The sequence below is a fragment of the Rhizobium sp. ZPR4 genome (genome assembly GCF_040215725.1).
GTDB classification, from domain to species: domain Bacteria; phylum Pseudomonadota; class Alphaproteobacteria; order Rhizobiales; family Rhizobiaceae; genus Rhizobium; species Rhizobium rhizogenes_D.
Window position 1 is genome coordinate 3111895 of the sequence record NZ_CP157967.1, and the last position, 26033, is coordinate 3137927.

Consider the following 26033-nt stretch of genomic DNA (forward strand, 5'->3'; position numbering starts at 1 on the left):
CATCCTTTTCACCATATACTGAGAGGCTCAATGCTTCGGCGCTTCATCTCCTACTATCACCCTTACAAAAAACTTTTAGCCATAACCCTCATATCAGCAGTGATCGCCGGCCTATTAGAGCTAAGGTTTCCCATAATCGTGAAGATTTTCGTAGACGATCTACTGCCGGCTCACGATTGGGGCCTGATCATTTGGAGCGCCCTACTTCTCATGTTCGTATACGCCATAAACGGTGCACTCTTGGCGATCGTGAACTATTACGGCCATCTACTTGGCATAAACATCGAAACGGATATGCGCCAGCAAGCGTTCTCGCACATTCAACAACTTTCGTTTCGTTATTTTGATAACAACAGCGTGGGAGACCTCATCACAAACGTCACAAAGGACCTTGAGGAGATCGGTGAAGTTGCCCATCACGGCCCAGAGGACATCGTTTTATCTGTCATGACGTTCTTTGGCGCAGCCGCAATTATGTTTTATATTCACTGGAAGCTCGGTCTACTTGTGACCTGTCTGGTGCCTACAATCGCATGGGCCAGTGGACGGTACGGTGTAAAGCTCGCGCAAAATTGGCGCAACCTTCTTCGCCAGATAAGCTTGCTTAATCAAACAATTGCGGAAAGCGTCGGCGGGATTCGCATTGTGAAAGCTTTCTCAAACGAAAGCCACGAATACAAAGCTTTTCGCCGCCGGAATCATGACTACCGGAGAATCAAGAAGAAAGCTTATGCGTATATGACAACGAGTACGACGATTTCCTATCTCGGCACGCGGTCGGTCCAATTACTGGTGCTGGTGGCTGGTGCTTGGTACGTGGCGGTCGGCGAGATCACTCAGGGAAGTTTTGTCGGTATACTCCTTATTGTTAATGTTCTCTTTAAACCGATCGAAAGACTGGGCAGCTTTCTTGAAACCTATCCCAAAGCAATAGCCGGCTTTCGACGATTTCTAGCACTGATTGACAGTGTCCCTGAAGTTACTGATAACGAAAAATCTATTTCAGTAGAGAAATTAAGGGGCGAGATCGCATATAACAACGTCACTTTTTCTTATTCGCCACATCTAAAAGTCTTAGACCGCTTTAATCTCCGCATCGGCCATGGGGAGAAAATTGCCTTTGTCGGCGCCTCGGGAGTTGGAAAGACCACCATCTGCTCACTGTTGCCAAGATTCTACGATGTCAACAGCGGTAGTATCACAATCGAAGGCATCGATATCCGCGATATAACTCAGTCTTCGCTTAGAAAACAGATCGGTCTCGTCCAGCAAGATCCATTCCTCTTTACCGCGTCAATCCGGGAAAATGTAGCTTACGGGAGAATTGGTGCGAGCAGTGACGAAATCGAAACCGCAGTTCAACGCGCAGCCCTAGGTGACTTTATCGAATTATTACCGGATGGACTAGACACATTGGTCGGTGAGCGCGGGGTCAAACTCTCGGGTGGTCAAAAACAACGCATCGCGATCGCTCGACTTTTCTTGAAGAACCCGCCGATACTAATCCTTGACGAAGCCACGTCTGCTCTAGACTATGAAACAGAATGTCTGATTCAATCCGCATTGACTGAGTTGATGGCAGATCGGACCGCAATGATAATCGCTCACCGTCTATCGACCATTAAGCAGGTGGACCGAATTATTGTCATTGGAAAGAACGGTATTCTAGAGCAGGGTACGCATGATGAATTGCTCCGATCTGGAGCCCATTATGCACGCTTGTATGAAAGTCAGTTTGTGACAGAGTTAAATCAGGTTTCGAGAGAACTGGGCACTGGGGCGGCAACGTCCGGTCTGCAATGAAACAGCATCGTCAACACCATGCGAGCCTCACGAATCTTTAAATTTAATAGGATAGCCTGCTACTGTAGACAAAGTCCGCAGTAGCGCTTCCGCCTTAAGTTGTGTCTCACTCAGCTCCTCACTCGGCACTGAAAGTGCGGTGATCGCACCTCCGACTCCAATTGAGAGCATCTTCTCCTGTAGAACGATGGTGCGGATGACAATGTTCAGCGCCGCAGTACCTGTAACCGAGAGAAACCCTAGCGCTCCTGAGTAAACGCCACGAGCGCCATCCTCCAGTTTGTCAAGTATTTCCATGGTGCGGACCTTTGGCGCACCCGTCATAGATCCGCCCGGAAAGGTTGCTCGTACGAGATCCACGAGCGTGCGATCCGATCTCAATCGGCCCTCAATCGTGCTTACTAACTGATGAACCGTTGCATATGTCTCAACGTCAAAAATCTTAGGTACGACCACCGTGCCGACTTCACAGACCCTGCCCAAGTCATTTCTGATCAGATCGACGATCATGAGATTTTCGGCACGTTCCTTTTCGCTGGAACTCAGACGTCCCTTTAGTTCGGCATCTTCTTCAGGATCCTTCCCTCTACGAATTGTACCTTTGATGGGCTTCGATCGAATAATTCCGTGCCGATTTCGCTCGATAAATAACTCTGGAGAGGAGCAGAGAACGCTGGTGTTTGGGAAGCGAAGAAACGCGCTGTACGGGGCTGGATTAATCCCTCTGAGCAACATGTAGGTTGCAAGGTCGTCCAAGTCAGATCGGGCCTCCATCGTGTTTGTCAAGCAAACTTCGTAGGATTCTCCGTCTCTAATCTTGGAAAGGCACTCGTCGATTAACTCAAGATATTCTCCAGAGTTTGCGCGCAGCGTCAGACTTTCGATATGGACTTTGACCGCTGATGTCGGTTTTTGGGGACTTTGTACGACTAGTTTTTCAATGGCTTCGAACCATGCTCTCGCGCGATCCTCCCTCGTCTCTAAATCCATACAGACCAGCCAAATCGCCTGCTCTTGTAAATCAAAGCACAGCGCGCGGTCGGCAAATATGAATTGCGCATCTGGGGAACGGCTTTTGTGCGCCAGGGTCCCGCCAGTTTCGGCCTTCATCTCGTAACCGAAATAGCCAACATATCCCGGAGCAAAATCGAAAGGAGTCTCTAAGCATGGATCAACCTTTAATTCTTCGAGCCGTCGATCCATGTAGTCCAGTATGCTCTCCGAAACAGAGTGCATGCGTTCTGTTTTCGCAATTGTCAACTTTTGCGATGCTGCTTCATAGGAGAGGACCTCAGAATGTGGTCCCGATGCATCCCCAATGAAGGAGAACCGCGCTGTTGAGTCGGAGAGGCTGCTGTCAAGCCAGAAAACCGGCTGCTCGGGCGTCGAAAATGTTTCAATAACGTGTTGTGGATCAGTCCAGTGATCAAGCCGTTTCGCGAAAATGCGAAAATTGCCGTCGTCGGCATCAGCGCTACAGCCAATTTCCGGAGACCGACGTTCGTTTGCCGCTAGCGCGAGAAAATTAGTTATAATTTTCGAGCCGTGCTCTGAACATATCGACTCAGGATGGAATTGAACGCCCCAAATTGGTTTATCTCGATGCTCGACTGCCATGATTACGCTGTCTGATGAAAAGGCTGTTGGGATGAGACATTCGGGCAGCGCTTCAACGGCCAAGGAATGATAGCGGACAACGTGAAAGGGCGATGGAATATTTTCGAACAGGCCGGTCCCGTTGTGAATCACTGCATCAATGATTCCGTGCATTGGCTTTTGCGCATGATGCACCGCTCCACCGAGATAATGACAGATTCCTTGATGTCCCAAACATACCCCTAGAACTGGCCACCGGCCGTCGAGGATCGCCTCTCGAGAAATCCCGAAATCGCAGGGAACATCGGGACGCCCAGGGCCAGGCGAGATAACTATGTTCGAGAATCCAAGCGCCGCGGCCTCAGCCCAAGACATCTGGTCGTTCTTGATGACAATAGGCTCTATTCCACTCAGACTATAGATCAGCTGAAAAAGATTAAATGTAAAGCTATCGTAATTGTCGATTAGTAAGGTGCGCATCACCGCTCCAGCTGTAGCGAAACTCAGACACGAACAGCGTTCGTTCGCCGGGACGAAGCCCGCTTGTCCCCAAAACTCCAGTGATAGGTGTATCTATTAAATCGCAACAATCAAGGGTGCTTGCTGCCGCTGCCCGCCTACAAATTGCGGCAATCAGAAAGGCTTGTCCGGCCCCTTCTCATTCTTGTTCGCCGTCACTAGTGGTTAGATAGTGTTTCTCCCAATCTTTTTTCGGAATTTCGACGCCCATCTGGAACTCGAAAGTTTTCACAGATTCCAAATCTGGTGAGACTGTGCATTGATAGCGCATGTTATACCACCGGTTCGCAATCCGCACCGCTGCTCCGTCGGCTTCAATGTGGAGTGCCTCTAGCTTCGTATCCGCCATCGCATAAGCGACAACAAAGTCCGGCTTAAGGTCCGGCTTCCATAACGCTACCTGCTCCATACTCTCCAGATTGCACAGTTGCTCGATACGTGCACTGGGAGCAAGGGTTTTCATCGCCTTTGACGCCGCGGCGCTTCTTGGGTCGGCCAAAACCTCGGAGGCTCTAAGGCGGTGCGCTTCGATCATCCCTCCTGGAAAATTTTCACCTTTATGCATCTCCGGAGGCAAGGCGTCGGCTCTCTTTTCTACAACCTTGGACTCTTCGTGCGTGAGTTCGCCCTTTTCGGTTTTTGGCGCTGGGGCTTGCATCCGCGAACCAGTGCGAGGCGGTTGAGAGGGGCGCTCGCTCGATGAAACCGGACCGGCGCGAGGCTCGACAAGTGTTACAGCAACGGCCTCAGGCTCTTCTCTAAATGATTGCGCGCTCCTCACCAGCGTAAGAGGCACAAGGATTGACAGATGCACGACGAACGAAATGGCTACCACACGCCGAAGTTCGTTGGGCTGGAGCTGACTGCCTAACGGCTGGCGCCACCTTGCTGTTACGATCAACTTGGGGTCAACGGTGTCCGTCATCAAAACTCAAGGAAGCGTTTCTCTAGCATTTATGATCCGATCCCCTTCGTAGACGTGTGCCAATTTAACCAGTCCTAATCCTCCAATCGATCCGGCGAGAGGCGCAAAGCATTAGATGGGTCATCAGTTTTAACACGCTGCGCTTGTATCTCCGTAAGGGGTAGGATATCAACAGGACGCATGCGCTGTTCGCATAACCTTCGATTTTCTCCAGAGGCTGCAATGAACGAACCAAACGCAGAAGTCCTCGAAACTGGTCATAATCCTTTACCGAAGAACGCCTATCTCCGAAACCTCTATGAGCTCTATAGACGCCTTTTTAGCGTCAGTGAGATTGAGCAGGACAAGGTTTTGCAGTGGATGGCGGGCGCCATACTGCTTGGCTTCGCAGTAACATACGCAAGCTGGATGAACGTTCCCTGGATCACGACGAACGCTGTCGAGAGCGGTTCCTATCGGTGCTGGCCTTTTCTACCGAATTGCGCGGATTTTATTTTTCTGACAACTTATCCAAACGGATATTCTCAGACAGTAGTATTCATGCTGTTGTTTGCCATACTCGTTGGTTGTGCGTACGCGATATACAGTAGAGATTGGGTGGCGGCTCATATTGGAATATTTGTATTATTCGTATTCAAGCTTTATTTCACGTTTATATCTTACAGATTTAAAGGAAACTATGACTACTACCACACGGTATTCTGCCTAGCCTTTCTTTTCTTTGCCAATAAGAAATTTTTTCTTCAGCTATCTTTGGTATTCTTTTATTTTTTATCGACAGCTGCAAAAATACACCCATCATGGGTGCTTGGAGAGTATTTTACAAGCTTGAAGAACGGACTACCCCTATTCCCCAAAGGTACCGAGATAATTGCAACAAATTTCTTAATGTTCATGGAGATGGTTGGCGCATGGTTCTTATTTAGCTCAAATCGGTTGCTACAGCGTAGCATGTTGGCTTTCTTTGCTATATTCCACGTCTACTCTGGAATACTGGTCGGCTATCGCTATCCCGCTACTGTTTTACCGGCACTTTTAATCCTATTTGGACCTTGGTTCCAAGCCCCGGTGAAGATCCCAAGCGGCGCGAGCAGCGTTCCTGGCTGGGCCCTGATGGGGCTACTTCTGGTTGGTCAGATGGTTCCGCTCGCGATTCCCGGAGACCAAAAACTTACGCTAGAGGGAAATTTTTACGGCCTCTACATGTTTGAGGCAAACCATCAATGCTTCGGCACTATAGGCGTCAATGGCAAAACGGTTGACGAATTTAAATCGGGCAATGCGCTTCATCGCTGTGACCCGTATGGGTACTTTTCTACAGCAAAGAACAAATATTGCAATTCGTCGAATACCGTATCTTTGGTTTTGAATCATAGCATAAATGGGGGGCCGTTTTTCCAAATTGTGAATGTGGACGACATTTGCAAGCTTGAGTACAAGCCGTTTGCTCACAATTCGTGGATCAAAACCGAGAAAGACGCGCCCCAAATTGGGCGCCCTGTCCAGAATTTTTACCGGTGGGCACGTGAAGTCGATTAATGATTATGTCTCGTTTAAACCGCGCACCCTACGGTGGCGCTTAAAATTCAACCGGTTTCCACACAGAGCCCTTCGTGCTCGAATCCTTCTGTGCTTTCCACCACTTAGGAAGATGCAATGACAAATAAAAGTTCAAACCAAGAAGCAGATCTCAACGAATTTCGCCAGCAACTCGATGCAGTTGACACTGCAATTTTAAAGTTGGTTGCGGAGCGTATGGAGATTATTCACCGCGTAGGCCTTTTCAAGAAGCAGGCAGGAATACCTGTCATGCAGCCGAACCGAGTGGCTGCTGTTCTAGACAGTCGGGCCGAAGTCGCTCAAGGACTTGGTATCAATCCAGATGTGGCGAGACACATTTGGGATATTCTAATCAAGGAAGCTTGTCGTCTAGAGGAGGCAGTCTAGCGACTAAGTCATGCCGTGCTCAAAAGCGTGCTCAGGAATCGCCCTGTGAAACCACCCAGATTGGACAACGACACCATGCTTCTCCCTGTTGACATAACAGGCGACGGGGAGACAGGGCACGTGCTACTATTTCGCCTCCCGCGAATTTATTTCCGAGATCCGTTCTTTGTTGAAACGCTGTATCGCCACACAGATATTTTATATCCGGTGCAATCAAACGACCACGGCTCGCATTGGGCTTCGCCCTTTACCCCGCAACTGGCTTATAATCCCGTTGACCCGCGGCTAATACGCATGACAATCCCAGAGTTTTTGCAGTACTCCGACGAATTGGATATTGGCTCAATGGAGACCTTCTTCGTTTTCCATATGTCTCGCTGCGGTTCTACTCTGTTGACGCAGATGTTATCTTCATCGGACCGGTTCTTTGTCGTTTCTCAACCAATTATAGTCAATTCGGCACTGGACAGAAGCTACAGGGGTTCGTTTGTTGATCGTTCCGCACTTACCCGAGCAGTCCTCCGGTGCCTAGTTGCTTGCGCACCGCGTCCGAGCCGGTATGCAGTGATTAAATTTGAGAGTTGGAATGCGCTTTATCTTGAAGAACTTCTTCAAACCGGGGTGGCACAGAAGTGGGCGTTCCTTCATCGCAACGGTGTAGAAGTAATGGTCTCAATCGCTGCCATGCCACCGCTGTGGCTACGAAACCGGAGGCGGATTGAGCCTGTTATCAGCCAGCACATTCGATTCGATGATGACGAAGAGGCCGTTCGGCTTGGTTCCGACAAGGAGTACTGTGCGCGAATGCTTGGCGCATTGTGTCTGGCTGCTGCACAGAAACGTGGTTTTCACGCGACTTATATGAATTACTCGTCATTACCTGGCGCCATATTCCCACTGCTTTCTGAGCAGTGGGGGGTATCACTATCATCAACCGAGATCGACGCGATGGTTAAGCGTGCAGAGCGGCACTCAAAAGATCCGGCACAAGTATCTCCCTTTGTCCCGGATAGCCACTCCAAGCGAAAAAAAGCCGATGCTGGACAAATATCGCTTGCGGAGAAATTCATTGAGCCATTTAGAGTCCAGCTTTTCTGATAGATCGAATGAGAGACGAGCATGATAGTCGTGTTCGACACTGAATGCATTCTGTGCAGTCGTGCGGTCGACTTTATTCTCAAAAGGGAAGCTGGTGAGAGCATAACCTTCGCCGCCGCGACATCGGTGCACGCAGAGCCCATTTTGGCTCAATTTGCAAAAATTTCGATCGGTCCGAACGAAACGCTCCTCGTCATTAGTGGTGGCAAATTGCTAACTTGCTCTTCAGCGGTGGTGGAAATTGCGTCGCATCTTAGGTTTCCCTGGAACCTTGCAATGTTGATTTGCGCTGAGAACTGACCCGGGATTGGTGCCGAGAATTGACCCGCCGTTAGGTATGGTGTGTGTTGGTCGTCGTGGTCAAGTTCTTCCGCTTCTCCTTTGTCGTTTTAGGTTGATGTGCTGAGCTGTTCTTGAAGCGGAAGCTGTCGTTTCCAGTCTCCAGGATATGGCAGTGATGGGTGAGGCGATCCAGCAAGGCGGTCGTCATTTTGGCATCGCCAAAGATGCTGGCCCATTCACTAAAGCTCAGATTGGTGGTGATGATAACGCTAGTGTGCTCATAGAGTTTGCTGAGGAGATGGAAGAGCAGCGCGCCACCCGATGGACTGAATGGGAGGTATCCGAGCTCATCGAGGATGACGAGATCACATCGGAAGAGACGCTTGGCGATTTTCCCTGAATGCCCCTGCGCCTTTTCCTGCTCCAGCGCATTAACTAGTTCGACCGTCGAGAAGAAGCGGACCCGCTTATGGTGATGCTCGACAGCCTGGACGCCGATCGCCGTGGCAATATGCGTCTTACCAGTGCCAGGGCCGCCGATCAGCACTATGTTGTTGGCCTCGGTGAGGAAGTCACAGCGGTGCAACTGACGCACGAGTGCCTCGTTGATCTCGCCGTTTGTAAAGTCAAAGCCGTTCAGGTCCCGATAGGCCGGGAAGGCAGCAGACCTCAGCTGATAGGCTATCGCCTTCACCTCCCGTTCTGTTGTCTCGGCTTTGAGCAGTTGTGAGAGAACAGGAATGATCGCCTCGAACGCTGGCGCGCCTTGCTCGGTCAGGTCACCGACGGCCTGGGCCATGCCGTGCATCTTCAATTGTCGCAACATGATGACGACAGCGCCGCTTGCAGGGTCATGATGCATGGCGAGCCTCCGTCTTTCTCAAGGTATCGTAGCGTTCGACATTGGCCCTGGGCTCATTGGTAAGCGTCAGGGCCTGAGGTGCATCGATAGTGGGTGGCGTGAAGGATTTGCCGTCGACAAGGCGATGAAGCAGGTTCAGCACATGAGTCTTGGTTGGAGCGCCCGACTTCAGCGCCATGTCTACGGCCGACAGCACGGCCTGTTCATCGTGCTGCAGGACGAGCGCCAGGATATCAACCATCTCGCGGTCGCCACCTGGCTTCTTCAAAAGATGTTGCTGCAAAGTCCGGAATGCATCCGGCAGTTCGGCGAATGGAGCACCATTGCGCAGAGCGCCGGGCTTGCGTTGTAAGACAGCCAGATAATGTCGCCAGTCATAGATGGTCTGGCCCGGTCGGTCATGAGAACGGTCAATGACGCGACGATGCTCGCAGACGATCTGACCTTCCGCGGCGACAACAACACGATCCGGATAGACTCGCAGGCTCACCGGCCGATTGGCAAAAGATGCCGGCACGCTGTAGCGATTGCGTTCCAGATGCACAAGGCAGGTCGGTGTGACCCGCTTCGTATGCTCCACGAAGCCGTCGAATGGCCTGACGATGGGCATCAATGCCTGTGTCTCTTCAGCCCAGATATCGGCGATGGTGCCGCGCATCTGACCATGCGGTGTCTGCGCCCAAAACTCCTTGCATCTAAGTTCCAGCCAGTCATTCAACGCTTCCAGCGATGGAAAGCGCGGAACAGGTTGAAAGTGAGCGCGACGAACAGCCCACTGCTTTCGGCGTTGACGGGATCGCAATAGCACTTTCTTTCAGAACTTCTGCTTTGCCCGCTTCGGCATGAAGTAGGTTCGGATATTGACAAGTGCTTCGGCGACGGCAGTAGCATCTTGGCGGGTCGCTTTCCGTTTTGTCTCGCCGAGCTTGCGGATGGGCGCGATGATATCGCCAGTCCCGGCATGACCTCGAAGAACCGGCTGCCAAAGCCTCGGCGCGTATCCTGTTCCCAACAAAAAGCAGAGGTCCCAATCGAACGGATCAAAGGTCTGATCATCGATCTTGGTGAACCTGGGCCAGTGGTCTTTCGGTGTTTCGGAAAGGCTCGCCGAGATGCGGTTATACTCCGCAACGATCGTCTGCACGGCCCGATGTTCGGTTGTCTCCATCGGCAGGTTCAGGGCATGCGGACCGGTCAGTTCCGGGATCCATTGGCGTGGGTCGATGAACTTCGGGCCGATGATGAGAGCCGTAAGATAACCGTCGAGACCGCTCATTGACCAGATTGGCGATGCTGGACGACGTGCCCTTATAAAGGCTTCGAATGCCTTGTCATCGAGCTTCGGTCGTGCGGTCGTCTCTTGGCTGTTCGATGTCATGCCGCCCGTCGCTCCTGTTCTGTCATCGCCTCGCGCTCAGCCTTCCAGTTCCAAGGGAGAAGACATTCCATTTCGCTGGCTTTTACCTTGCTGGAGATGATGCGCTCCAGCACATCGGCAAGCCAGGCCTCGGGGTCCACACCATTCAATTTACAGGTGTTGACGAGCGATGCCAGGACAGCGAAGGTCTTGCCACCGCGCTCGTTGCCCACGAACAACGAATTCTTCCTCGTCAGGGCCACCGATTTCATCGAACGCTCCACCACATTGGAGTCCACTTCGATCCGGCCATCCTCCAGGAAGGCTGCCAGTCCGCTCCAGTGGTTGAGCGTGTAGGTGACGGCCTTGCCAAGCGCCGATTTTGCCGACACCTCGTCGCTCAATTTGGTGAGGTGGACCTTCAGCTCTCCCATGATAGGAGCTGCCTCGCGACGCCTCGCTATGAGCCGGGTATCGGCATTTTCGCCGCGCAGTCTCGCTTCGATCCGATAGATCTCGGCAACCCTGGCAAGGATCGACAGAGCCTCCGAGGAGCCGGTGAGCTTGACGACATCGACGAACTTGCGCCGCGCGTGGGCAAGGCAGAAGGCCAGCCGCATGGGCGCGACATTGCTCTTCCCCCGACGTTTGACCATGGTCTTATAGGCTTGGTATCCATCGACCTGCAGCACGCCGGCGAATGACGACAATTGTCCCTCGATCTCGCGAGCGCTGCGGCTTTCGGCAAAGATATAAGCAACCGCCGGCGGCGCCGGACCATTCCATGGGCGATCGTCGATCGCTTGCGCCCATAACTGACACACCTTGGTACGTTTGCGCCCTAGATCAAGCCGCGGGAGCGGCGTCTCGTCACAAAACACCCTCGGCTGCAAGCGGATGAAGGCGAGTAGCTCGTCATAGAGAAGTTCTAGCCACCAGGCGACCCGCGTCACCCAGGCACCGAGTGTGCCCCGATCAATGATGACGCCGCAGGAGGCAAGCATCTGGGCCTGACGATGGAGCGGGAGATGCCAGGCAAACTTCGAAACAGCGACATGCGCGGCAAACGCCGTGGTCACCATGCCACCGTCCATCACGCGCGCTGGTGCCGGCGCCTGCACAACGACGCTTTCGCAGGCCCGGCAGGCATAGCGCGGCCGGATCGTCCGCTTCACCCGGACAACCGCCGGCACGATGTCGAGCGCCTCGCTGACGTCCGTGCCAATGCAATGAAGTTCGAACGAGCAGCAGGGGCAGAGCTTGTTCTCCGGTTCGATGATCTCGTCATAACGCGGAAGGTGCTTGGGCAAACGGCCGATATTGCGGGCTGGCGATCGCCGTGGCTGCGTTTTGTCCTCGGCGGCAGGCGCGACATCGTCATTGGCCGCAACGGGAATCTCATTGAGATCGCCAAAATCGAGCGCCGCCTGCGTCGGGTGGAGCACCGTCATCTTCTCCGATTTCGTCCCGAAGAGCTGGCGCTCAAGGAAGGCAACGCGCGCCTTGAGATCGGCATTCTCTTCGTCGAGCAAGAGAATGATCCGGGTCAATTGCGCACTGTCCTGGGGCAAGGGATCGGGTCGAAGCGGCATGACAGACCCTACCATATGAGCCTGAATCTTCAAGCAAAACCAATAGGATCAGCCTGCTTTTGAGGGTTTCCTCACCGCGTTTCGTTTGACGCGCGTCCAGTCAATGCCGGCTAGTAGAAGCGAGAACTCCTGGGCACTCATCTGCATCGCGCCATCACGGATCGGCGGCCAAACGAACTTGCCCGCCTCCAACCATTTGTACCTTACCTGAGAATGCAGCCTCGACCCGCGCAGATCAGCAGCTAGTGCTGGTTACACATCAGTTTCATCCCCTTTTCGGACGGCAGCTGCCCTGCGTTGGTAAGCGAAGTAACTTGCAGGGCGAACGTTTGCTGTTGCAGACCGACGATGGCGCCATATGGCCGCTTCCCCCTCAATGGACTGATCTTGCGAGCATTGATCCAGAAGTTGTCGCGAGCAACGGGCGGGCGCTCTTGCTCGTTTCGAACTTGATGGAACTAGCCAGCATGGTGGAGCACCTTTGTGACAGGTTGGCAGCGCGATCGAGAGCGGAGTGTAAGGATAATTATGCCGCTGATGTAAACGAGATTATGCCGCAAGAGGACTCGCAATGAACGGTATACCTCAATTTTTGCGGCATATTGCTTTATTTAGCTCAGGAAGTGTCCTTGATGTAAATGAGATATGCGGTATAATTATCATTACATTAAGACCCGATCTCATACTCGGAGCCCGCAATGCCTGCGAAGTACGGCGGCAAGCGATCAAAGATGGATGCCCTCATCGACGAAGGCACCTTCAATCCAAATTCCGAGAAGGTGCGCGACCCAAAGTTCCGCGGCAGCGAGTTCTTCGATCCGCACGACGCCGTCCAGGTCAAATACGAGATGTTGCGGCGAGTCTCTGTCGACAACGTCTCCGTAACGGACGCTTCCGACGAGTATGGCGTTTCCAGACCGACCTACTACCAGGCCAAGGCAAACTTCGACACGAGGGGGATTGCCGGACTGGTGCCGGCAAAGCCGGGTCCCCGCGGACCCCACAAGGTCGACGACGAAGTGCTGGCATTTTTGCAGGCGCGGCTGGTTGCGGGCGAACCCGTTCGTGCGCGCGAACTCGCCAAGCTGGTCCGCATCGAACTCGATGTGGCGCTTCATCCCAGAACGATCGAGCGGCTGTTAAAAAAAACGATCCGCTAGACGTTACCACGGCATCGGCATGTTCATCGCCGGCCATCACAGACCAGTACGAAGTGCTGCGCCGCGCAGCTCTCGGCGAAGTTCTGCCGCTCAAGGCTCGTAGCGGCCTCATGCTCTTTCTGCGTCGCGGCATGTGGGGATGGGCCCGCGCACTGCCTGCAGCAGCAAGTCCTGATCAAGACCAGTTTTACCTGTCATCGGCCACCCGACCGGCGCACGGCGAACTCAGCGCCGTCGTTCATGTCCTGGCGACCATCGCCATGAGCATCCACCAACGGAGAGCACCATGAATGTACATCTCAAAGTCCAGTCTCATCACCGTGAACGCAGCGCCTACCTCTACATCCGCCAATCTTCGATGCGGCAAGTCATCGACAATACCGAGAGCGCCATGCGCCAATATGCGCTTCGCGGGCGCGCTATCGCCCTGGGTTGGCGCGAGGAGCAGATTATCGTCATCGATAACGATCAGGGCGAATCCGGCGCATCGGCGGTCTGGCGTGAGGGGTTTCAGCGGCTGGTCAGCGATGTCGGCATGGGGCATGCCGGGATCGTCATGGGCCTGGAGGTCTCCCGTCTGGCGCGCAACAATGCCGACTGGCAGCGGCTGCTCGAGATCTGCGCACTTGCCGACACCCTGATCCTCGACGAGGACGGTGTCTACGATCCGGCAAGTTTCAACGACCGGCTCCTGCTCGGCCTCAAGGGAACAATGAGTGAGGCCGAACTGCATGTGATCAAGGCACGGCTGCGCGGCGGCATCCTCAACAAGGCCCGGCGTGGCGAGTTCCGTTGTCCGCTGCCGACCGGGCTCGTCTATGATCCGTCCGGCAATGTGACGCTTGATCCAGACCTGCAAGTCAGAGAGACGATCGCCCATTTCTTCGAGACATTCTCTCGCGTCGGATCCGCCTCCCAGACCGTCAAGGCCTTTCGTCAGGAAGGCATTCTCTTTCCATCCCGCTTGCACGACAGCCAGACGGTTTTCCGGCCACTGACGCCTTCGACGGCGATGCGCGTGCTGCACAATCCACGTTACGCCGGAGCCTATGCCTATGGACGCCGTCGCTATAGACGAACCATCGATGGCAAAAAGCTCGTGCGCAAACAAGGTAGTGACGATTGGACAGCATGCATTCCAGATGCCCATCCCGGTTACATCAGCTGGGAGCAGCATCAGGAGAACCTGAGGATTCTAAAGTCGAACATCTGCCATAAATGGAACGCGGCGGTCGCATCACCTCCGCGCGAAGGCCCGGCGCTGCTGCAGGGGCGCGCCGTGTGTGGGCAATGCGGCAGGCATTTCCACATGCGCTATGCTGCTCGGCGTGGCCGGCAGGAAGCCTGGTACGTTTGTGATCGCGCCCGTACCAATCGCGGCGAACCCTTGTGCCAGGCGATCGCCGCACCTCCCGTCGATGAAGCCATCGGTATGCTGATCGCAGAGCAGATGACGCCGGCGGCCGTCGAACTGGCGATCGAAGTCCGCAAAGAGATCCAAGCGCGGCATGAAGAGGCGGATCGGCTGCGCTGTCGCGCGATCGAGCGTGCCCAAACGGAAGCCGATCTCGCCCAGCGCCGTTTCATGCTCGTCGATCCCAATAACCGCCTCGTCGCCGACACGCTCGAAGGCGAATGGAACGAGAAGCTCCGCATCTTGGCTAATGCCCGCGAAGAGCGCGAGCGCGCCCGGGAGCACGATCAGTTCATCCTCGATAAGGCCGTCCACGAGCGGTTGGTCGCAATGACGGCGGACTTCAAAAAGCTCTGGACCAATCCAGAGACCCCGAACCGCGAACGAAAGCGCCTGCTTGCCCACATCATTGAGGACGTCACCCTCCTCAAACTACCGAAGAGAGGCACAACCAAGGCTCATATTCGCTTCAAGGGCGGCAAAACCCAGACGCTCGTCACCATGAGCCCCAAATCTCCCAGCCAGCAGGTCAAGACGAACCCCGACATCATCGTGCTGATCGATAAACTCCTCGACGATCATATTTTTTCCGAGATCGCAGAGATGCTCAACAATCAGGGATACCGTCCGGGCTCGGTGACGCGCCGTGACCAGCGCAACGCCCGCTTCACAACCAAACGCGTCACCTACCTCGTTCGCGAATACAAGCTGAGATCACGCTATGACCGGCTCCGGGATCGTGGGATGTTGACAAAGAAAGAGGCGGCTGCACGCCTCAATATCCATGAGCATACCCTCGCCAGATGGGCTGAACATGGCCTCGTCACCAGCCATTCCTACAACGGACACTATTACCTCTATGAGATCCCCGAGGCAGATCTACCGCAAAAGCAATGCAGTCGATGGAACCAGCTCGTCGATCGCGTCGCCGCCCATAAGGAAAATGCCAGACACCCCAAAACCTTCAACTGAATGCGAAAGAGAGATGCAGTATGAATGCAGATCGTTCGTTGCCAGGATCATGCCTGATCCGTCCCAGTAAATGCAGCGAAGCCGATCCAGACGCTTGGCGCGGAACACGAACACATCGCCACAATAGGGATCGGCCGCAAGCGCTGACGCCACCAAAGCCACCAGGCCATTCATGCCGCGCCGGAAGTCGACAGGCTGCGTCGCCACCATGATCTTCACGCCATTTGGCGAAACTCCGATCACCGGCGACCTCGCAACGCCGCCACCATCGCTTGTGCCAGCTCAGGCGCTACCGAGCCGATAACTGTCATGCGCGCGCCAGCAATCTCGATCTCAATCCGACCCGCGGCGAAGTGGGCGACATCCGACGGCGAGTTCTGGGGAGACGTTTGATCGCCAACCAACGTCACCGGCACGAACATCGCCTGCTGCGCGCCGGCCTTCGCGGTTCGTTGAGAGGTCAGCCCGGCTTCCCGACGCCAGACGTTCAGCAAGCCGCGATTGACGCCCCAGCGCCGGGCCACAGCCGAGATGTTCACATCAGGTTCCGCGCTTTCCACAAGGATCCGCGCCTTCTCCTCATCAGTCCAATTCCGCCGCTGCCGCCGACCGGTGATCACCTCGATCCGCCGATACTTTCCCTCATGCCTGGCTTCATCCATGACTTCAAGCATGGCATCAGCGCGGTCTCCAACCATTCCATTCAGCTCCTATCGATGAAGGAGCTTATCTCGCGGCCTCATTCACAAAAGAAAAGGTGGGTTGTGCGTCGCGCTCACGGTTGAAAGAACCGATGACGCGCATCCTGCACGTTCTTCTCGATCTGCCCCTTCTCCCAGCCCGACGCAGGATTGCAGAACTCGGGTTCGAACACATAGTGGCTGGTCATTGCCAAGAAGCGCGTGTTGACTTCGCGCTCCTTGCCACGGCCGACCTTGTCGATCGCAGTCTTCATGTTGTCGTAGATGCCACGGCCCGGAATGCCACCAAATACGCGGAATGCATGATTGTGGGCATCGAACAGCATCTCGTGCGTCTGCAGGAGATAGGCCCGAACGATGAATGCTCGGCTGTAGCTCAGCTTCATATGCGCAATCTGTAGTTTTGTGCGCTCATTTCCGATCATCGCCCAGTCCTCCGACCAGTCGAACTGGAAGGCTTCTCCGGGTTCAAATGCCAAAGGCACGAACGTGCCGCGTCCTGTGGACTGGAATTCTCTATGCCGGTCCGCCTTCCATTCCCGAGCAAAGGCTGCAACACGACAATAGGAACCGTCGTAGCCGAGGCTCATTAGGTCAGCGTGGAGTTGCTTCAGGGTGCGCTTTTGCTTGCGGTTCTTTTTGGACTCCGTCATCAGCCAGGCTGACAGCCGAGCCGCGAACGGGTCAAGCTTACTCGGCCGTTCCGGGACTTTGAACTTCGGATCCACACCATTCAGGCGCAGGTATTTGCGGACCGTGTTCCGGGATAGGCCGGTCCTGCGGCAAATCTCCCGGATCGATATATTCTCTCGAAAATGCCAGCGTCGGATTACGCTCAGTAACGCCATGTCGATCACTCCAGAGCCCCCGCTGAAACCTCGCGAGGGATGATTGAAACATGGGTCAAATCTCAGTGATAATTTCCCGCTATCCCGGGTCAGTTCTCAGTGCAAATCAACAACCTTGCAACTTGCATGCGTATTCTGCCGGTTCGCCTGAGAGACAATATTTATCGAAAAGTTGCGCGCGAACGTTACCGATGGTTCGGGCGTACTAGCTGCTACCTGCCGTCGCAGAAAAACCGCCACCGTTTCCTTTTGTAATATTTTATTGCGTCTGCGCTGCAATCTTGTCTGTTATCTGCTTCAGGAGAATTTGTGGTTTGTAGCTAAGATGATCGGGCGTCAGGCCCATTCTAAGTAAGACAAGGTTAAGCGAGGGTACGATAGCCATACTCTGACCGTCATGGCCCTCCAGCCAGAACGTATCGGCCGGCACTCCAGCGTCTGCATTCCTCTCTCCGCCGGGAGCAGCGACCCACGCTTGGGCCTGAGTATATCGGCTGCCTGATCGCTGAGGAGTTTTAAGCGCGTCCATGAAGTCTTCAGACAAGAGGCGCTGTCCCTTCCAAACACCATCCTGCAGAAGGAATTGTCCTAGACGGGCCCAATCACGCGCGGTCGCGTAAAGATAGGTGCCGCCGGCAAACGTACCTCGGGCATCTTGTTCTAATACCGCGCTAGTCATTCCAAGAGGGCCGAAAAGTGCATCCGTAGGGTAGTCAAATGCTTTCTGTCGATCCTCGACGCGATCCATCCAAATTGCAGAAAGTAAAACCGATGTGCCACTGGAATAATTGAAGTGTGCTCCTGGTGCTGTCACAAGTTTCGCCGTTATCGGGAGAGACACCATATCTGGCTCCAGATACAGCATTCGCGTAGCATCGGTGACGCTCCCATAGCTTTCGTTGAAAGCTAGCCCGCTCCGCATTGCCAACAAGTCACTAAGTTTTATTTTAGAACGATCGTCATGCTGCCATTGTCGGAAAAGGTTCGTATCAGAGATGCCGAGTTTGCCGCTATAAATGAGGCGCCCGATAAGAAGAGCATTGACGGTTTTGGTCATTGACCAACCCAGGAGGGGTGTCTTAGCGTTAAAGCCATGCCCATAACGTTCTGCAATAATTTGACCATTGTGCACCACAATAACTGCGCGCATTTTCGGTCCTGTGAGAGCTTCGTTATCAAGCAGATGCAAAGTATTGCTATCGCTCCGCGCTAAAACAGCGTCGCCCTCCGGCCATGTGCGGGCACTAGAGTCGAGCGCCTTTGGCTCGATGAAAGGAGCCGCATTTAATGCAGCAGCGAAATCCCCGTCCGGTACACTCGTGCAGCCGGACGCGCCACGAAAAAGCGCAAAATTAGGGGCTAGAAAACCTAAAAATGCAGCCGTTACACGTTTGTTGGCACGGTCGACTGACACAGTTACAAGCCGGAGAAGGACGTTCCCCGGAGCCTGGACATCGTCATACAAAACTGCATCAGGATCTCGGCTTGCGAGAAAAACGTTCGAACACACAATCTTTGCCGCGTATCCAGTCCCGACACGGAGAAGCGCGGGCGGCGCGAGGTATAACCAAATTGTTACTGCTATCGAACAAATCACCAGAGCCGTTGTCAGCGCCTTAAATGCATGTGCTAGGGACATTACTCTACTCTGAATTTATGTGTTCTGCGGTTCTGCTAGGCCGTCACAAAAATGCGATTTATTGCAACGGTATTGTTTATACATTCAGCCTCGCCATCGCCGCAATGTAGCCCGGCGGGCAAGGGATGTTTTCTACACGCCAACTATATGCTGACGGTTGCGCGTCGATAGCAGAAATGCTTCTGGGTGAAATTGCGAACCCGTAACCGTGAGCTTTCAAAATAGCTTCTTTCCGGGTCCAAATTTCAAGAAAAGTGCGCAATTTCATTGATTTAGTTGCGTTTCCAATGAGCAACCGCTCAGAAGGAGTCATACAGTGGCGGCATAATGTATCGATGTCGTCGAGCGGTGTACAAACCTCGATATCAATTCCTACCGGACAATGAGACGTGCAAATCGCAATGAACGCGCCGGAATGAGACACGTTAAACTCCACAGCGCCGGCATGATCACCGCCCAATCGCGGTTTACCGAATTCTCCCGACTCCAATTGAATCAGATTTGGAGGAACTTTTAGCTCGGTTCCCAAGAGGAGCCGCAACAGGTAGCGCGATAGGAGGGCGACCGAACGTCCACGATGAAACACATGGCGACGTGCTTGCGCAAACTCTTGCTCCGATAGGACCTGACGGACATCCTGCGGTATTCTAATAGTTCCATCAATGTATGCTGCGATATCGTAGTACCATATCGATACGGACGAAATTTCGATTTGAGCGGTGGCAATCATCTGTCAGGCTTCTCAAAGATTCGTGGATGATATGGGTGCTACAACTAAAGCGCTAGATTCGAAATGAAGACGGCAACAGAGATCAATGCAAGTCCAAATTTAGCCTGCCACTCTTTTTTAAGCCGCTAGCAGCCGGCACCAGAGCGCCGCAACCGGGCTTTTCGCAACCCGAGTTGAGCTTCGAGATGAGACGGTTTAAGTGTTCACGATCACCAAGGCTCGGCGTTTCGCCTGCCGATGTTCTCGATGTTTAGGAAAAACAGGGCGGGCCGTAGAAGTGGCACCCTCATTTAAGAACTGAGAGCTGCGATTTCAGCCCGCTCCGAAATAATATATTGACGAATATAATTGGATCAAGCCTAGACGTAAATTCATTGGTAACAGTATCATTGCTGGAATACGGCATATTATACGGAAGTATACCTAGCCGAGGTCCACCATGTCTGCTCCGAAATCGTTTCTCGAGAAAACTTGGGCGAGCCATATTGTCAGCCCGATAGATCGCCACACCGATCTCCTATATATTGACAGACTATTTCTACATGAGCTGACGGGTGCAGCTACTATCCGACAGTTGGAGGCCGCTAACAGGTCAGCGCGACGGCCTGATTTGGTATTCACGACGATCGATCATGTCGTAGACACACAAGAAGGGCGTACAAGGAATCAATCTCCGGCATCGTTGGGTTCGCAGTTGATTAAGGAAACGAGAGCTGCTGCCAAGAAGCACGGCTTCCGGCTGTTTGATATAGGCGACACACGGCAAGGCATCGTACATGTGATCTCACCGGAGCTTGGAATTGCTTTGCCTGGGCTCACAATCGTGTGCGGGGACAGTCACACTTGTACAGTCGGGGGGATAGGCGCACTTGGATGGGGAATAGGCTCGACCGATAGCGAGCAGGTTCTCGCTACTCAATCTCTCGCAATGAGGCGGCCAAAGTCAATGCGTGTAACGGTCTCAGGGACGCCTCCTCCAGGCGTCTCGGCAAAGGATATTGTGCTCCTACTCACCCGCAAGATCGGTGTTAACGGGGGCATCGGCCATGCAATTGAATATGCGGGTAAAGCTGTCGAGTGTTTGGATATCGAAGCAAGGCTGACGCTTTGCAACATGACGTCGGAGCTCGGGGCAAAGTACGGGTATGTACCGCCCGATGACAAGACATTTCAATATTTGTATGGCAGGGAATTTTCACCAAGAGGCGATGCCTGGGACAAAGCTGTCACCTATTGGAAGTCAATCGCGACCGATCCAGAGGCGGCCTTTGACAGCGAGTTTTCTTTGGACTGCTCGGATCTACAACCACAGGTGTCGTGGGGAATAACTCCACAGCAGGTAATTTCGATCGGAGAAAGGATTCCGGATCCGATGGGCATTGGAGATGCTGCGCAACGAGCCGATATGATACGAGCACTCTCCTATATGAATGTCTCGCCTGGTGATGCAATTGAAGGCATCCATATCGACGCCGCCTATATCGGAGCATGCACAAATGCTCGGCTGTCTGACCTACGATCGGCGGCAAACATTCTCAGGGGCCGTAAGGTCGCTGACGGAATCATCGCCATTTGCGTCCCTGGTTCGATGGAGACAAAAGCGCAAGCCGAGCTGGAGGGACTTGATGTGGTCTTCAAGTCGGCTGGTTTCGAATGGCACGATGCGGGCTGCGGTTTATGCGGGCATATGGGAAACGATCGCCTCGAACGCAAACGAGTCATCAGTACGACGAATAGAAATTTCATTGGAAGGCAAGGGCCAGGCACACGGACTCATTTAGCGAGCCCTGCAACAGTAGCAGCATCGGCCGTTGCTGGTTCAATTGCTGACGTACGCAAGATCCCCGCCGTGGAAATCATCTTATGACGAGATCTAGCATAGTTGCAGCTGCAGTTCCAATGCTTCAAGACAATATCGATACGGACCAGATAAGCCCCGGGACGGAGCTCATGCGATCTTCCGATGACGGATATACCCGGTGGGGCGAGGCGTTATTCGCGACGCAGAGATACCTCTGCGACCGTACGCCTAATCCAAGCTTCATCCTAAATGACCCGCAATGGGCCCAAGCTGAAATCCTATTGGCAGGAGAGAATTTCGGTTGTGGATCGTCGCGCGAGTGGGCAGTCAAGGCACTTCGTGGCTTTGGTTTTCGAGCGATTTTGGCCGTGTCATTCGGAGAGATTTTTGCTGCGAACTGCTTTCGACACGGCGTGTTGCCGGTAGAGCTGCCGGCAAGTGTTTTGTCCCTGCTGGCCTCGGAAATCAAACACCGCGGCGGGGGCACTTGCTTGGCAATCGACCTCGAAAGTCAAGTCATCGTTTCTCCATCGGGACGATGTTTCCCGTTTGAACTTCCCGAGATGCAGCGGCGTATCTTCCTGGAAGGCATCGACGAGATCACATTTGTGTTGAAATATTCGTCTGCCATCACTGCCTTCGAACGAGCTGATCAAACAAGCAGACCATGGAAATATCCGATCCAGGCTCCCGCTACCCCAACTGAATCTCATGCAACCGAGGAGGCAAGACAATGCAGCACACATCGATCAACGAACCGTTTGAAACCGTAGCCGGTTGGCGTAGCCGGGATGTCGCAGATCCGAAGCTTTGGACGTATCAAATCACGAGTGAAGAAAAAGACGAGATCGAAACTGCGTTCAAAATTGTGCGTAACCTGGACAAGTCATTTCATGATCTCACAACCAGCGACTTTCCGCTTCCACGCTTCGGGAAGCGCCTTCGCGAGCTTACCGATGCCCTAGAAAGTGGCCTCGGTTTCACCGTAATAAAAGGCCTGCCTATTGTTGACAAGACAGAAGACGAGGCGCGCCTGATATCGTGGGGAATAGGTCTGTATATCGGCATTGGGCTTCCGCAGAATGACAGTGGAACGCTTATCCATGATGTACGGGACCGAGGTGAAACGAGCCAGAAGACCTTGCGTGGTAACGGCAGCTCGGAAGAGATTCAGTTCCACATTGATCCTTGTGATATCGTTGGGCTGTTTTGCCGAAGGGCGGCCGCCAAGGGTGGGGGCAGTAAGCTCTGCAGTTCGGTGGAAATTTGCCAACGCATAGCGGCTGAAGAACCGCGGCTGTTTGAGCAGCTTCGGTCGATTGTTCCTTTTGCAGCACTAGGCGCGAGCGAAGATAGTGTCCGGGTTTATTATGTTCCAGTCTTCGGCTGGCACAAAGGTGCATTTACTAGCCACTACTACCGAGCCAGGATTATCAAGGCATCGTCTTTACCTTCGGTGTCGCTGAGTGACGAACAGAGAGCGGCGGTTGATCTTGTTCAAACGATGGCCAGCGATCCAGAGATGCACATGGAAATGCAACTCGAGCCGGGCGATCTCCAATTGGTGAATAACCATATCGTCTATCACTCCCGCACCGCATATGAAGACCATGAGGACTTTGACAGGCGCCGCCACCTCTTCCGGTTTTGGTTTTCTGTTCCGGGCAGTCGCGAACTGCCTGCTGAGTTCGCTAACGTATGGGGCAAGACTACAGCTGGTAGTGTTAGAGGCGGAGTGCGCCTTTGGGATGGTAAGTTTGACGTCGTTGACCGGTATCAGGAACGCATGGCGGGTCTTCATAATATGAGCTTGTGATCCAGGACGCTTTCAGGACCAAACGACGAATGAACGTATGGACAGTATGAAACCGGCCGCGAGTATCGTTTTGGTCTCGCGGTAGTATCGCAAACAAACAGATTTCGAAGAGCGTAGAAGGCCTCGTAGCTATAGTCGGAGTCGATGATGACGAATATTACAACCTCAGTTCGCTGCCATCGGCTTGAGGCTGAAGCGATTCACATCCTACGTGAAGTCTCGGCGACATTTTCCAACCCAGTCATGCTCTACTCAATAGGCAAAGATTCCTCGGTGCTGCTGCATCTGGCGATGAAGGCCTTTTATCCCGCAAAGCCGCCATTTCCGCTCCTGCATGTCGACACAACATGGAAATTTAAGGAAATGATCGCCTTTCGTGACCGCGTTGCCGCCGAACTAGGCCTCAATCTCTTGGTACATACCAATGCGGAAGGCATCGAGGAGGGCATTTCGCCGTTTGTTCACGGTCCAACAACGTATACTCACGTTATGAAGACAGTCGCATTACGCCAGGCGATCGACAAGTATGGCTTTGACGCGGCCTTTGGTGGTGCCAGGCGTGACGAAGAAAAGTCACGTGCCAAAGAGCGCATCCTCTCCTTTCGCAATTCATCTCATGCCTGGGATCCGAAGAGCCAGCGTCCGGAAATGTGGAAAACCTACAATACCCGCGTCACAGCCGGGGAAACCGTCCGTGTTTTCCCGTTATCGAACTGGACCGAATTCGACATCTGGAATTACATATTCACGGAGAATATTTCGATCGTGCCACTGTATTTTGCCGCGAAGAGGCCGGTTGTAATGCGCCAGAGCATGCTGATCATGGTGGATGATGAGCGTATGCCGATAGACAAAGGCGATACGGTGAAGGAAATGATGGTCCGTTTCCGTACGCTCGGTTGCTATCCACTGACCGCTGCGATCGAATCCGAAGCGATGACGCCTGAAGATATCTTGCGAGAATTGCTCGCGGGACGGACCTCTGAGCGGCAAGGCAGGTTGATCGACGGCGATGAGGCCGCCTCTATGGAGAAGAAGAAGCGCGAAGGATATTTCTGATGGAATATGGGAGGGCGCGTACTTCTGAAAATATCCTTGACTACCTCCGCGCGCGGGAAAACAAACCCCTATTGCGCTTTTTGACCTGCGGTTCGGTGGATGACGGTAAGTCGACTCTGATTGGGCGTCTGCTCTATGATACGAAACTTATCTTCGAAGATCAGTACGCCGCCCTTGAGCGTGACAGTCGCACTCACGGCTCTGCGGGAGGTGAGGTCGACTTCGCCCTTTTGCTTGACGGATTGCAAGCCGAACGAGAGCAGGGCATCACTATAGATGTCGCTTATCGTTTTTTTTCAACTGACCGCCGAAAATTCATCGTCGCGGATACACCCGGCCATGAGGAATACACCCGGAACATGGCGACAGGCGCCTCGACGTCTGAGCTCGCCGTTTTGGTGATCGATAGTCGCCAAGGTATTCGCCCTCAAACCCGGCGACATTCCTATATCTGCTCGTTGCTCGGGATTCGGCATATTGTACTCGCTGTAAACAAGATCGATCTTGTCGCCTACGATAGGGCATTTTTTGATGCCGCTGTCACCACCTTTCATGCATTCGCTAAGGATCTCGGCTTCGCGACAATCCAACCTATCCCTATGTCAGCCCGCAATGGCGACAATGTAACTTGCCACTCTCATAACACGCCCTGGTACGATGGCCCCACTTTACTCCAGCATCTGGAGATGATTCCGACTGAACAGGTCAATCCCGGAAAGCCGTTCCGATTCCCAGTTCAGTACGTATCCCGCCCCAACTCTGATTTTCGCGGTTTCGCCGGCCAAGTAGCCTCTGGTTGCGTCGCAGTTGGTGACCTCGTAACTGTTGCGAGGTCCGGCCAATCAACGCAGGTTAAGGAGATTGTCACTTGGGACGGACCGCTTGATTGTGCAGTCGAGGGACAGGCGGTAACGTTGGTTCTGAAGGATCAGCTTGATATTTCTCGCGGAAATCTATTGGTCGCTCCCCACGATAGGCCCAACGTGGCTGATCAATTTCAAGCACATCTCATCTGGTTCGATGCAAGTCCAATGATTCCAGGCCGCAGCTATATCCTGCGAACGGAAACTCACAATGTAGAGGCGACGGTTACCGCCTTGAAGTACGCTGTTGACGTAAACAACCTTGCCCATCTGGCCGCAAAAGCGCTGCAGATGAATGCAGTCGGGGTTTGCAATTTTTCTGTGCAGACCCCGTTCGAATTTGATGCCTATGCGGATAACCGGAACACCGGTAATTTCATCCTGATCGATCGGATCAGCAATCGCACAGTGGGCGCCGGAATGATCGATTTCGTGCTACGCCGAGCCGAGAACGTGCACTGGCAGGCGATGGAAGTTGATCGCAACGCGAGAGCCGAGTTGAAACAGCAGAGGTCGACAGTGGTATGGTTTACGGGCCTTTCAGGCTCCGGAAAATCCACAATCGCTAGCGCCTTGGAGAAGCTGCTGCACGCAGCGGGCCGGCACACCTACGTTCTAGATGGTGACAATGTCCGTCACGGCCTCAGTAAGGATCTCGGCTTTACTGCGGAGGACAGGGTGGAAAACATTCGCAGAGTGGCCGAAGTCGCCAATCTGATGGCCGATGCGGGCCTGATCGTTTTGGTCTCGCTCATCTCTCCCTTCAATTCAGAGCGGCAACTGGCGCGCGGCTTGATGGTACAGGGCGAGTTCATCGAGGTGTTTGTCGATACGCCGATCGAAGAATGTATCAGGCGCGACCCAAAAGGACTCTACAAAAAGGCAATTCTCGGAGAGTTAGCCAACTTCACTGGCTTCAGTTCACCCTATGAAGTGCCTGAGTGTCCGGACATTCGGCTCGAGACCGTCGGACACAGTGCAGGAGAGCTCGCATTGCAGCTGTTCGAGTTTCTTCGAGCCAGATCGTTCACATGATAGAAGCTCTTGAG

Annotated in this window: 21 protein-coding genes and 4 pseudogenes; 13 read left to right on the plus strand and 12 right to left on the minus strand. The window is 53.5% G+C overall.

The annotated features are described in order from the left end of the window. Positions 1–30 precede the first annotated feature (30 nt). The gene (locus tag ABOK31_RS15145) at positions 31–1803 is read left to right on the plus strand and encodes an ABC transporter ATP-binding protein (RefSeq protein WP_349956544.1); all 1773 of its coding nucleotides are present in this window, start codon (positions 31–33) and stop codon (positions 1801–1803) included. A 27-nt stretch (positions 1804–1830) separates the two neighbouring features. On the opposite strand, the gene pabB is transcribed toward ABOK31_RS15145, so the two are convergent. Beyond that, the gene (gene pabB, locus ABOK31_RS15150; protein WP_349956545.1) at positions 1831–3879 is read right to left on the minus strand and encodes an aminodeoxychorismate synthase component I; all 2049 of its coding nucleotides are present in this window, start codon (positions 3877–3879) and stop codon (positions 1831–1833) included. A gap of 178 nt (positions 3880–4057) precedes the next feature. After that, a complete protein-coding gene (locus ABOK31_RS15155; protein ID WP_349956546.1) occupies positions 4058–4843 on the minus strand; it encodes a DUF930 domain-containing protein in 786 nt (261 codons plus the stop codon). Positions 4844–5065: 222 nt separating this feature from the next. Here ABOK31_RS15155 and ABOK31_RS15160 point away from each other — a divergent pair, with 222 nt between their 5' ends. From ABOK31_RS15160 to ABOK31_RS15175, 4 genes are all read left to right on the plus strand, one after another. Next, positions 5066–6382, plus strand: coding sequence for a hypothetical protein (locus ABOK31_RS15160; protein ID WP_349956547.1), 1317 nt, complete (start codon positions 5066–5068; stop codon positions 6380–6382). Positions 6383–6499: 117 nt separating this feature from the next. Next, on the plus strand, positions 6500–6790 hold the full coding sequence (locus ABOK31_RS15165) for a chorismate mutase (protein ID WP_349956548.1): 291 nt from the start codon (positions 6500–6502) through the stop codon (positions 6788–6790). A gap of 120 nt (positions 6791–6910) precedes the next feature. Beyond that, complete coding sequence (locus ABOK31_RS15170; RefSeq protein WP_349956549.1) at positions 6911–7888, plus strand: hypothetical protein; 978 nt, start codon at positions 6911–6913, stop codon at positions 7886–7888. A 21-nt stretch (positions 7889–7909) separates the two neighbouring features. After that, entirely contained in the window at positions 7910–8188 is a 279-nt protein-coding gene (locus ABOK31_RS15175; protein ID WP_349956550.1) for a DCC1-like thiol-disulfide oxidoreductase family protein, read from the plus strand. 31 nt (positions 8189–8219) lie between these two features. On the opposite strand, the gene istB is transcribed toward ABOK31_RS15175, so the two are convergent. From istB to tnpB (ABOK31_RS15200), 5 genes and pseudogenes are all read right to left on the minus strand, one after another. Then, entirely contained in the window at positions 8220–9032 is an 813-nt protein-coding gene (gene istB / locus ABOK31_RS15180) for an IS21-like element helper ATPase IstB (protein ID WP_174171745.1), read from the minus strand. Further along, positions 9022–9798 (minus strand): annotated as a pseudogene (locus ABOK31_RS15185) (IS21 family transposase); the annotation flags it as partial. The gene istB and the pseudogene ABOK31_RS15185, both read right to left, overlap by 11 nt. A gap of 48 nt (positions 9799–9846) precedes the next feature. Next, on the minus strand, positions 9847–10410 hold the full coding sequence (locus tag ABOK31_RS15190) for a UPF0149 family protein (protein WP_349956551.1): 564 nt from the start codon (positions 10408–10410) through the stop codon (positions 9847–9849). After that, positions 10407–11981 (minus strand): IS66 family transposase, encoded by a 1575-nt coding sequence (locus ABOK31_RS15195; protein ID WP_349956552.1) that lies wholly within the window; start codon positions 11979–11981, stop codon positions 10407–10409. Before ABOK31_RS15195 ends, ABOK31_RS15190 begins: the two co-directional genes overlap by 4 nt. A 48-nt stretch (positions 11982–12029) precedes the next feature. Further along, positions 12030–12179, minus strand: a pseudogene (gene tnpB, locus ABOK31_RS15200) (IS66 family insertion sequence element accessory protein TnpB); the annotation flags it as partial. A 47-nt stretch (positions 12180–12226) separates the two neighbouring features. On the opposite strand from tnpB (ABOK31_RS15200), the gene ABOK31_RS15205 reads away from it, so the two are divergent. The 3 genes from ABOK31_RS15205 (at position 12227) to ABOK31_RS15215 (ending at position 15527) form a co-directional block, all read left to right on the plus strand. After that, a complete protein-coding gene (locus ABOK31_RS15205; protein WP_349956553.1) occupies positions 12227–12556 on the plus strand; it encodes a DUF5372 family protein in 330 nt (109 codons plus the stop codon). Positions 12557–12679: 123 nt separating this feature from the next. Continuing rightward, positions 12680–13141, plus strand: a complete 462-nt coding sequence (locus ABOK31_RS15210; RefSeq protein WP_349956554.1) for a helix-turn-helix domain-containing protein — start codon at positions 12680–12682, stop codon at positions 13139–13141. A gap of 286 nt (positions 13142–13427) precedes the next feature. Beyond that, positions 13428–15527, plus strand: coding sequence for a recombinase family protein (locus ABOK31_RS15215; protein WP_349956555.1), 2100 nt, complete (start codon positions 13428–13430; stop codon positions 15525–15527). A 42-nt stretch (positions 15528–15569) separates the two neighbouring features. On the opposite strand, the pseudogene tnpB (ABOK31_RS15220) reads toward ABOK31_RS15215, so the two are convergent. The 5 genes and pseudogenes from tnpB (ABOK31_RS15220) to ABOK31_RS15240 all read right to left on the minus strand — a co-directional run. After that, a pseudogene (tnpB, locus tag ABOK31_RS15220) lies at positions 15570–15770 on the minus strand (IS66 family insertion sequence element accessory protein TnpB); the annotation flags it as partial. Continuing rightward, on the minus strand, positions 15767–16225 hold the full coding sequence (locus tag ABOK31_RS15225; RefSeq protein WP_349956556.1) for a transposase: 459 nt from the start codon (positions 16223–16225) through the stop codon (positions 15767–15769). The gene ABOK31_RS15225 and the pseudogene tnpB (ABOK31_RS15220), both read right to left, overlap by 4 nt. Before the next feature lie 80 nt (positions 16226–16305). Beyond that, positions 16306–17076 (minus strand): annotated as a pseudogene (istA, locus tag ABOK31_RS15230) (IS21 family transposase); the annotation flags it as partial. Positions 17077–17335: 259 nt separating this feature from the next. Continuing rightward, a complete protein-coding gene (locus tag ABOK31_RS15235) occupies positions 17336–18715 on the minus strand; it encodes a serine hydrolase (RefSeq protein WP_349956557.1) in 1380 nt (459 codons plus the stop codon). Positions 18716–18791: 76 nt separating this feature from the next. Then, the gene (locus ABOK31_RS15240) at positions 18792–19445 is read right to left on the minus strand and encodes a 4'-phosphopantetheinyl transferase superfamily protein (protein WP_349956558.1); all 654 of its coding nucleotides are present in this window, start codon (positions 19443–19445) and stop codon (positions 18792–18794) included. Positions 19446–19884: 439 nt separating this feature from the next. Here ABOK31_RS15240 and ABOK31_RS15245 point away from each other — a divergent pair, with 439 nt between their 5' ends. From ABOK31_RS15245 to cysN, 5 genes are all read left to right on the plus strand, one after another. Next, positions 19885–21312 carry a 3-isopropylmalate dehydratase large subunit gene (locus ABOK31_RS15245; RefSeq protein WP_349956559.1) on the plus strand — a complete coding sequence of 476 codons (1428 nt, stop codon included), beginning with the start codon at positions 19885–19887 and terminating at the stop codon, positions 21310–21312. Between the two features lie 32 nt (positions 21313–21344). Continuing rightward, entirely contained in the window at positions 21345–22019 is a 675-nt protein-coding gene (gene leuD / locus ABOK31_RS15250; RefSeq protein ID WP_349956560.1) for a 3-isopropylmalate dehydratase small subunit, read from the plus strand. After that, on the plus strand, positions 21980–23062 hold the full coding sequence (locus ABOK31_RS15255) for a TauD/TfdA family dioxygenase (RefSeq protein ID WP_349956561.1): 1083 nt from the start codon (positions 21980–21982) through the stop codon (positions 23060–23062). Before leuD ends, ABOK31_RS15255 begins: the two co-directional genes overlap by 40 nt. A gap of 147 nt (positions 23063–23209) precedes the next feature. Further along, positions 23210–24121, plus strand: coding sequence for a sulfate adenylyltransferase subunit CysD (gene cysD, locus ABOK31_RS15260; RefSeq protein WP_349958962.1), 912 nt, complete (start codon positions 23210–23212; stop codon positions 24119–24121). Beyond that, positions 24121–26019: a sulfate adenylyltransferase subunit CysN gene (cysN, locus tag ABOK31_RS15265; protein WP_349956562.1), complete on the plus strand. Its 1899-nt coding sequence runs from the start codon at positions 24121–24123 to the stop codon at positions 26017–26019. Before cysD ends, cysN begins: the two co-directional genes overlap by 1 nt. The last annotated feature ends 14 nt before the right edge of the window (positions 26020–26033 follow it).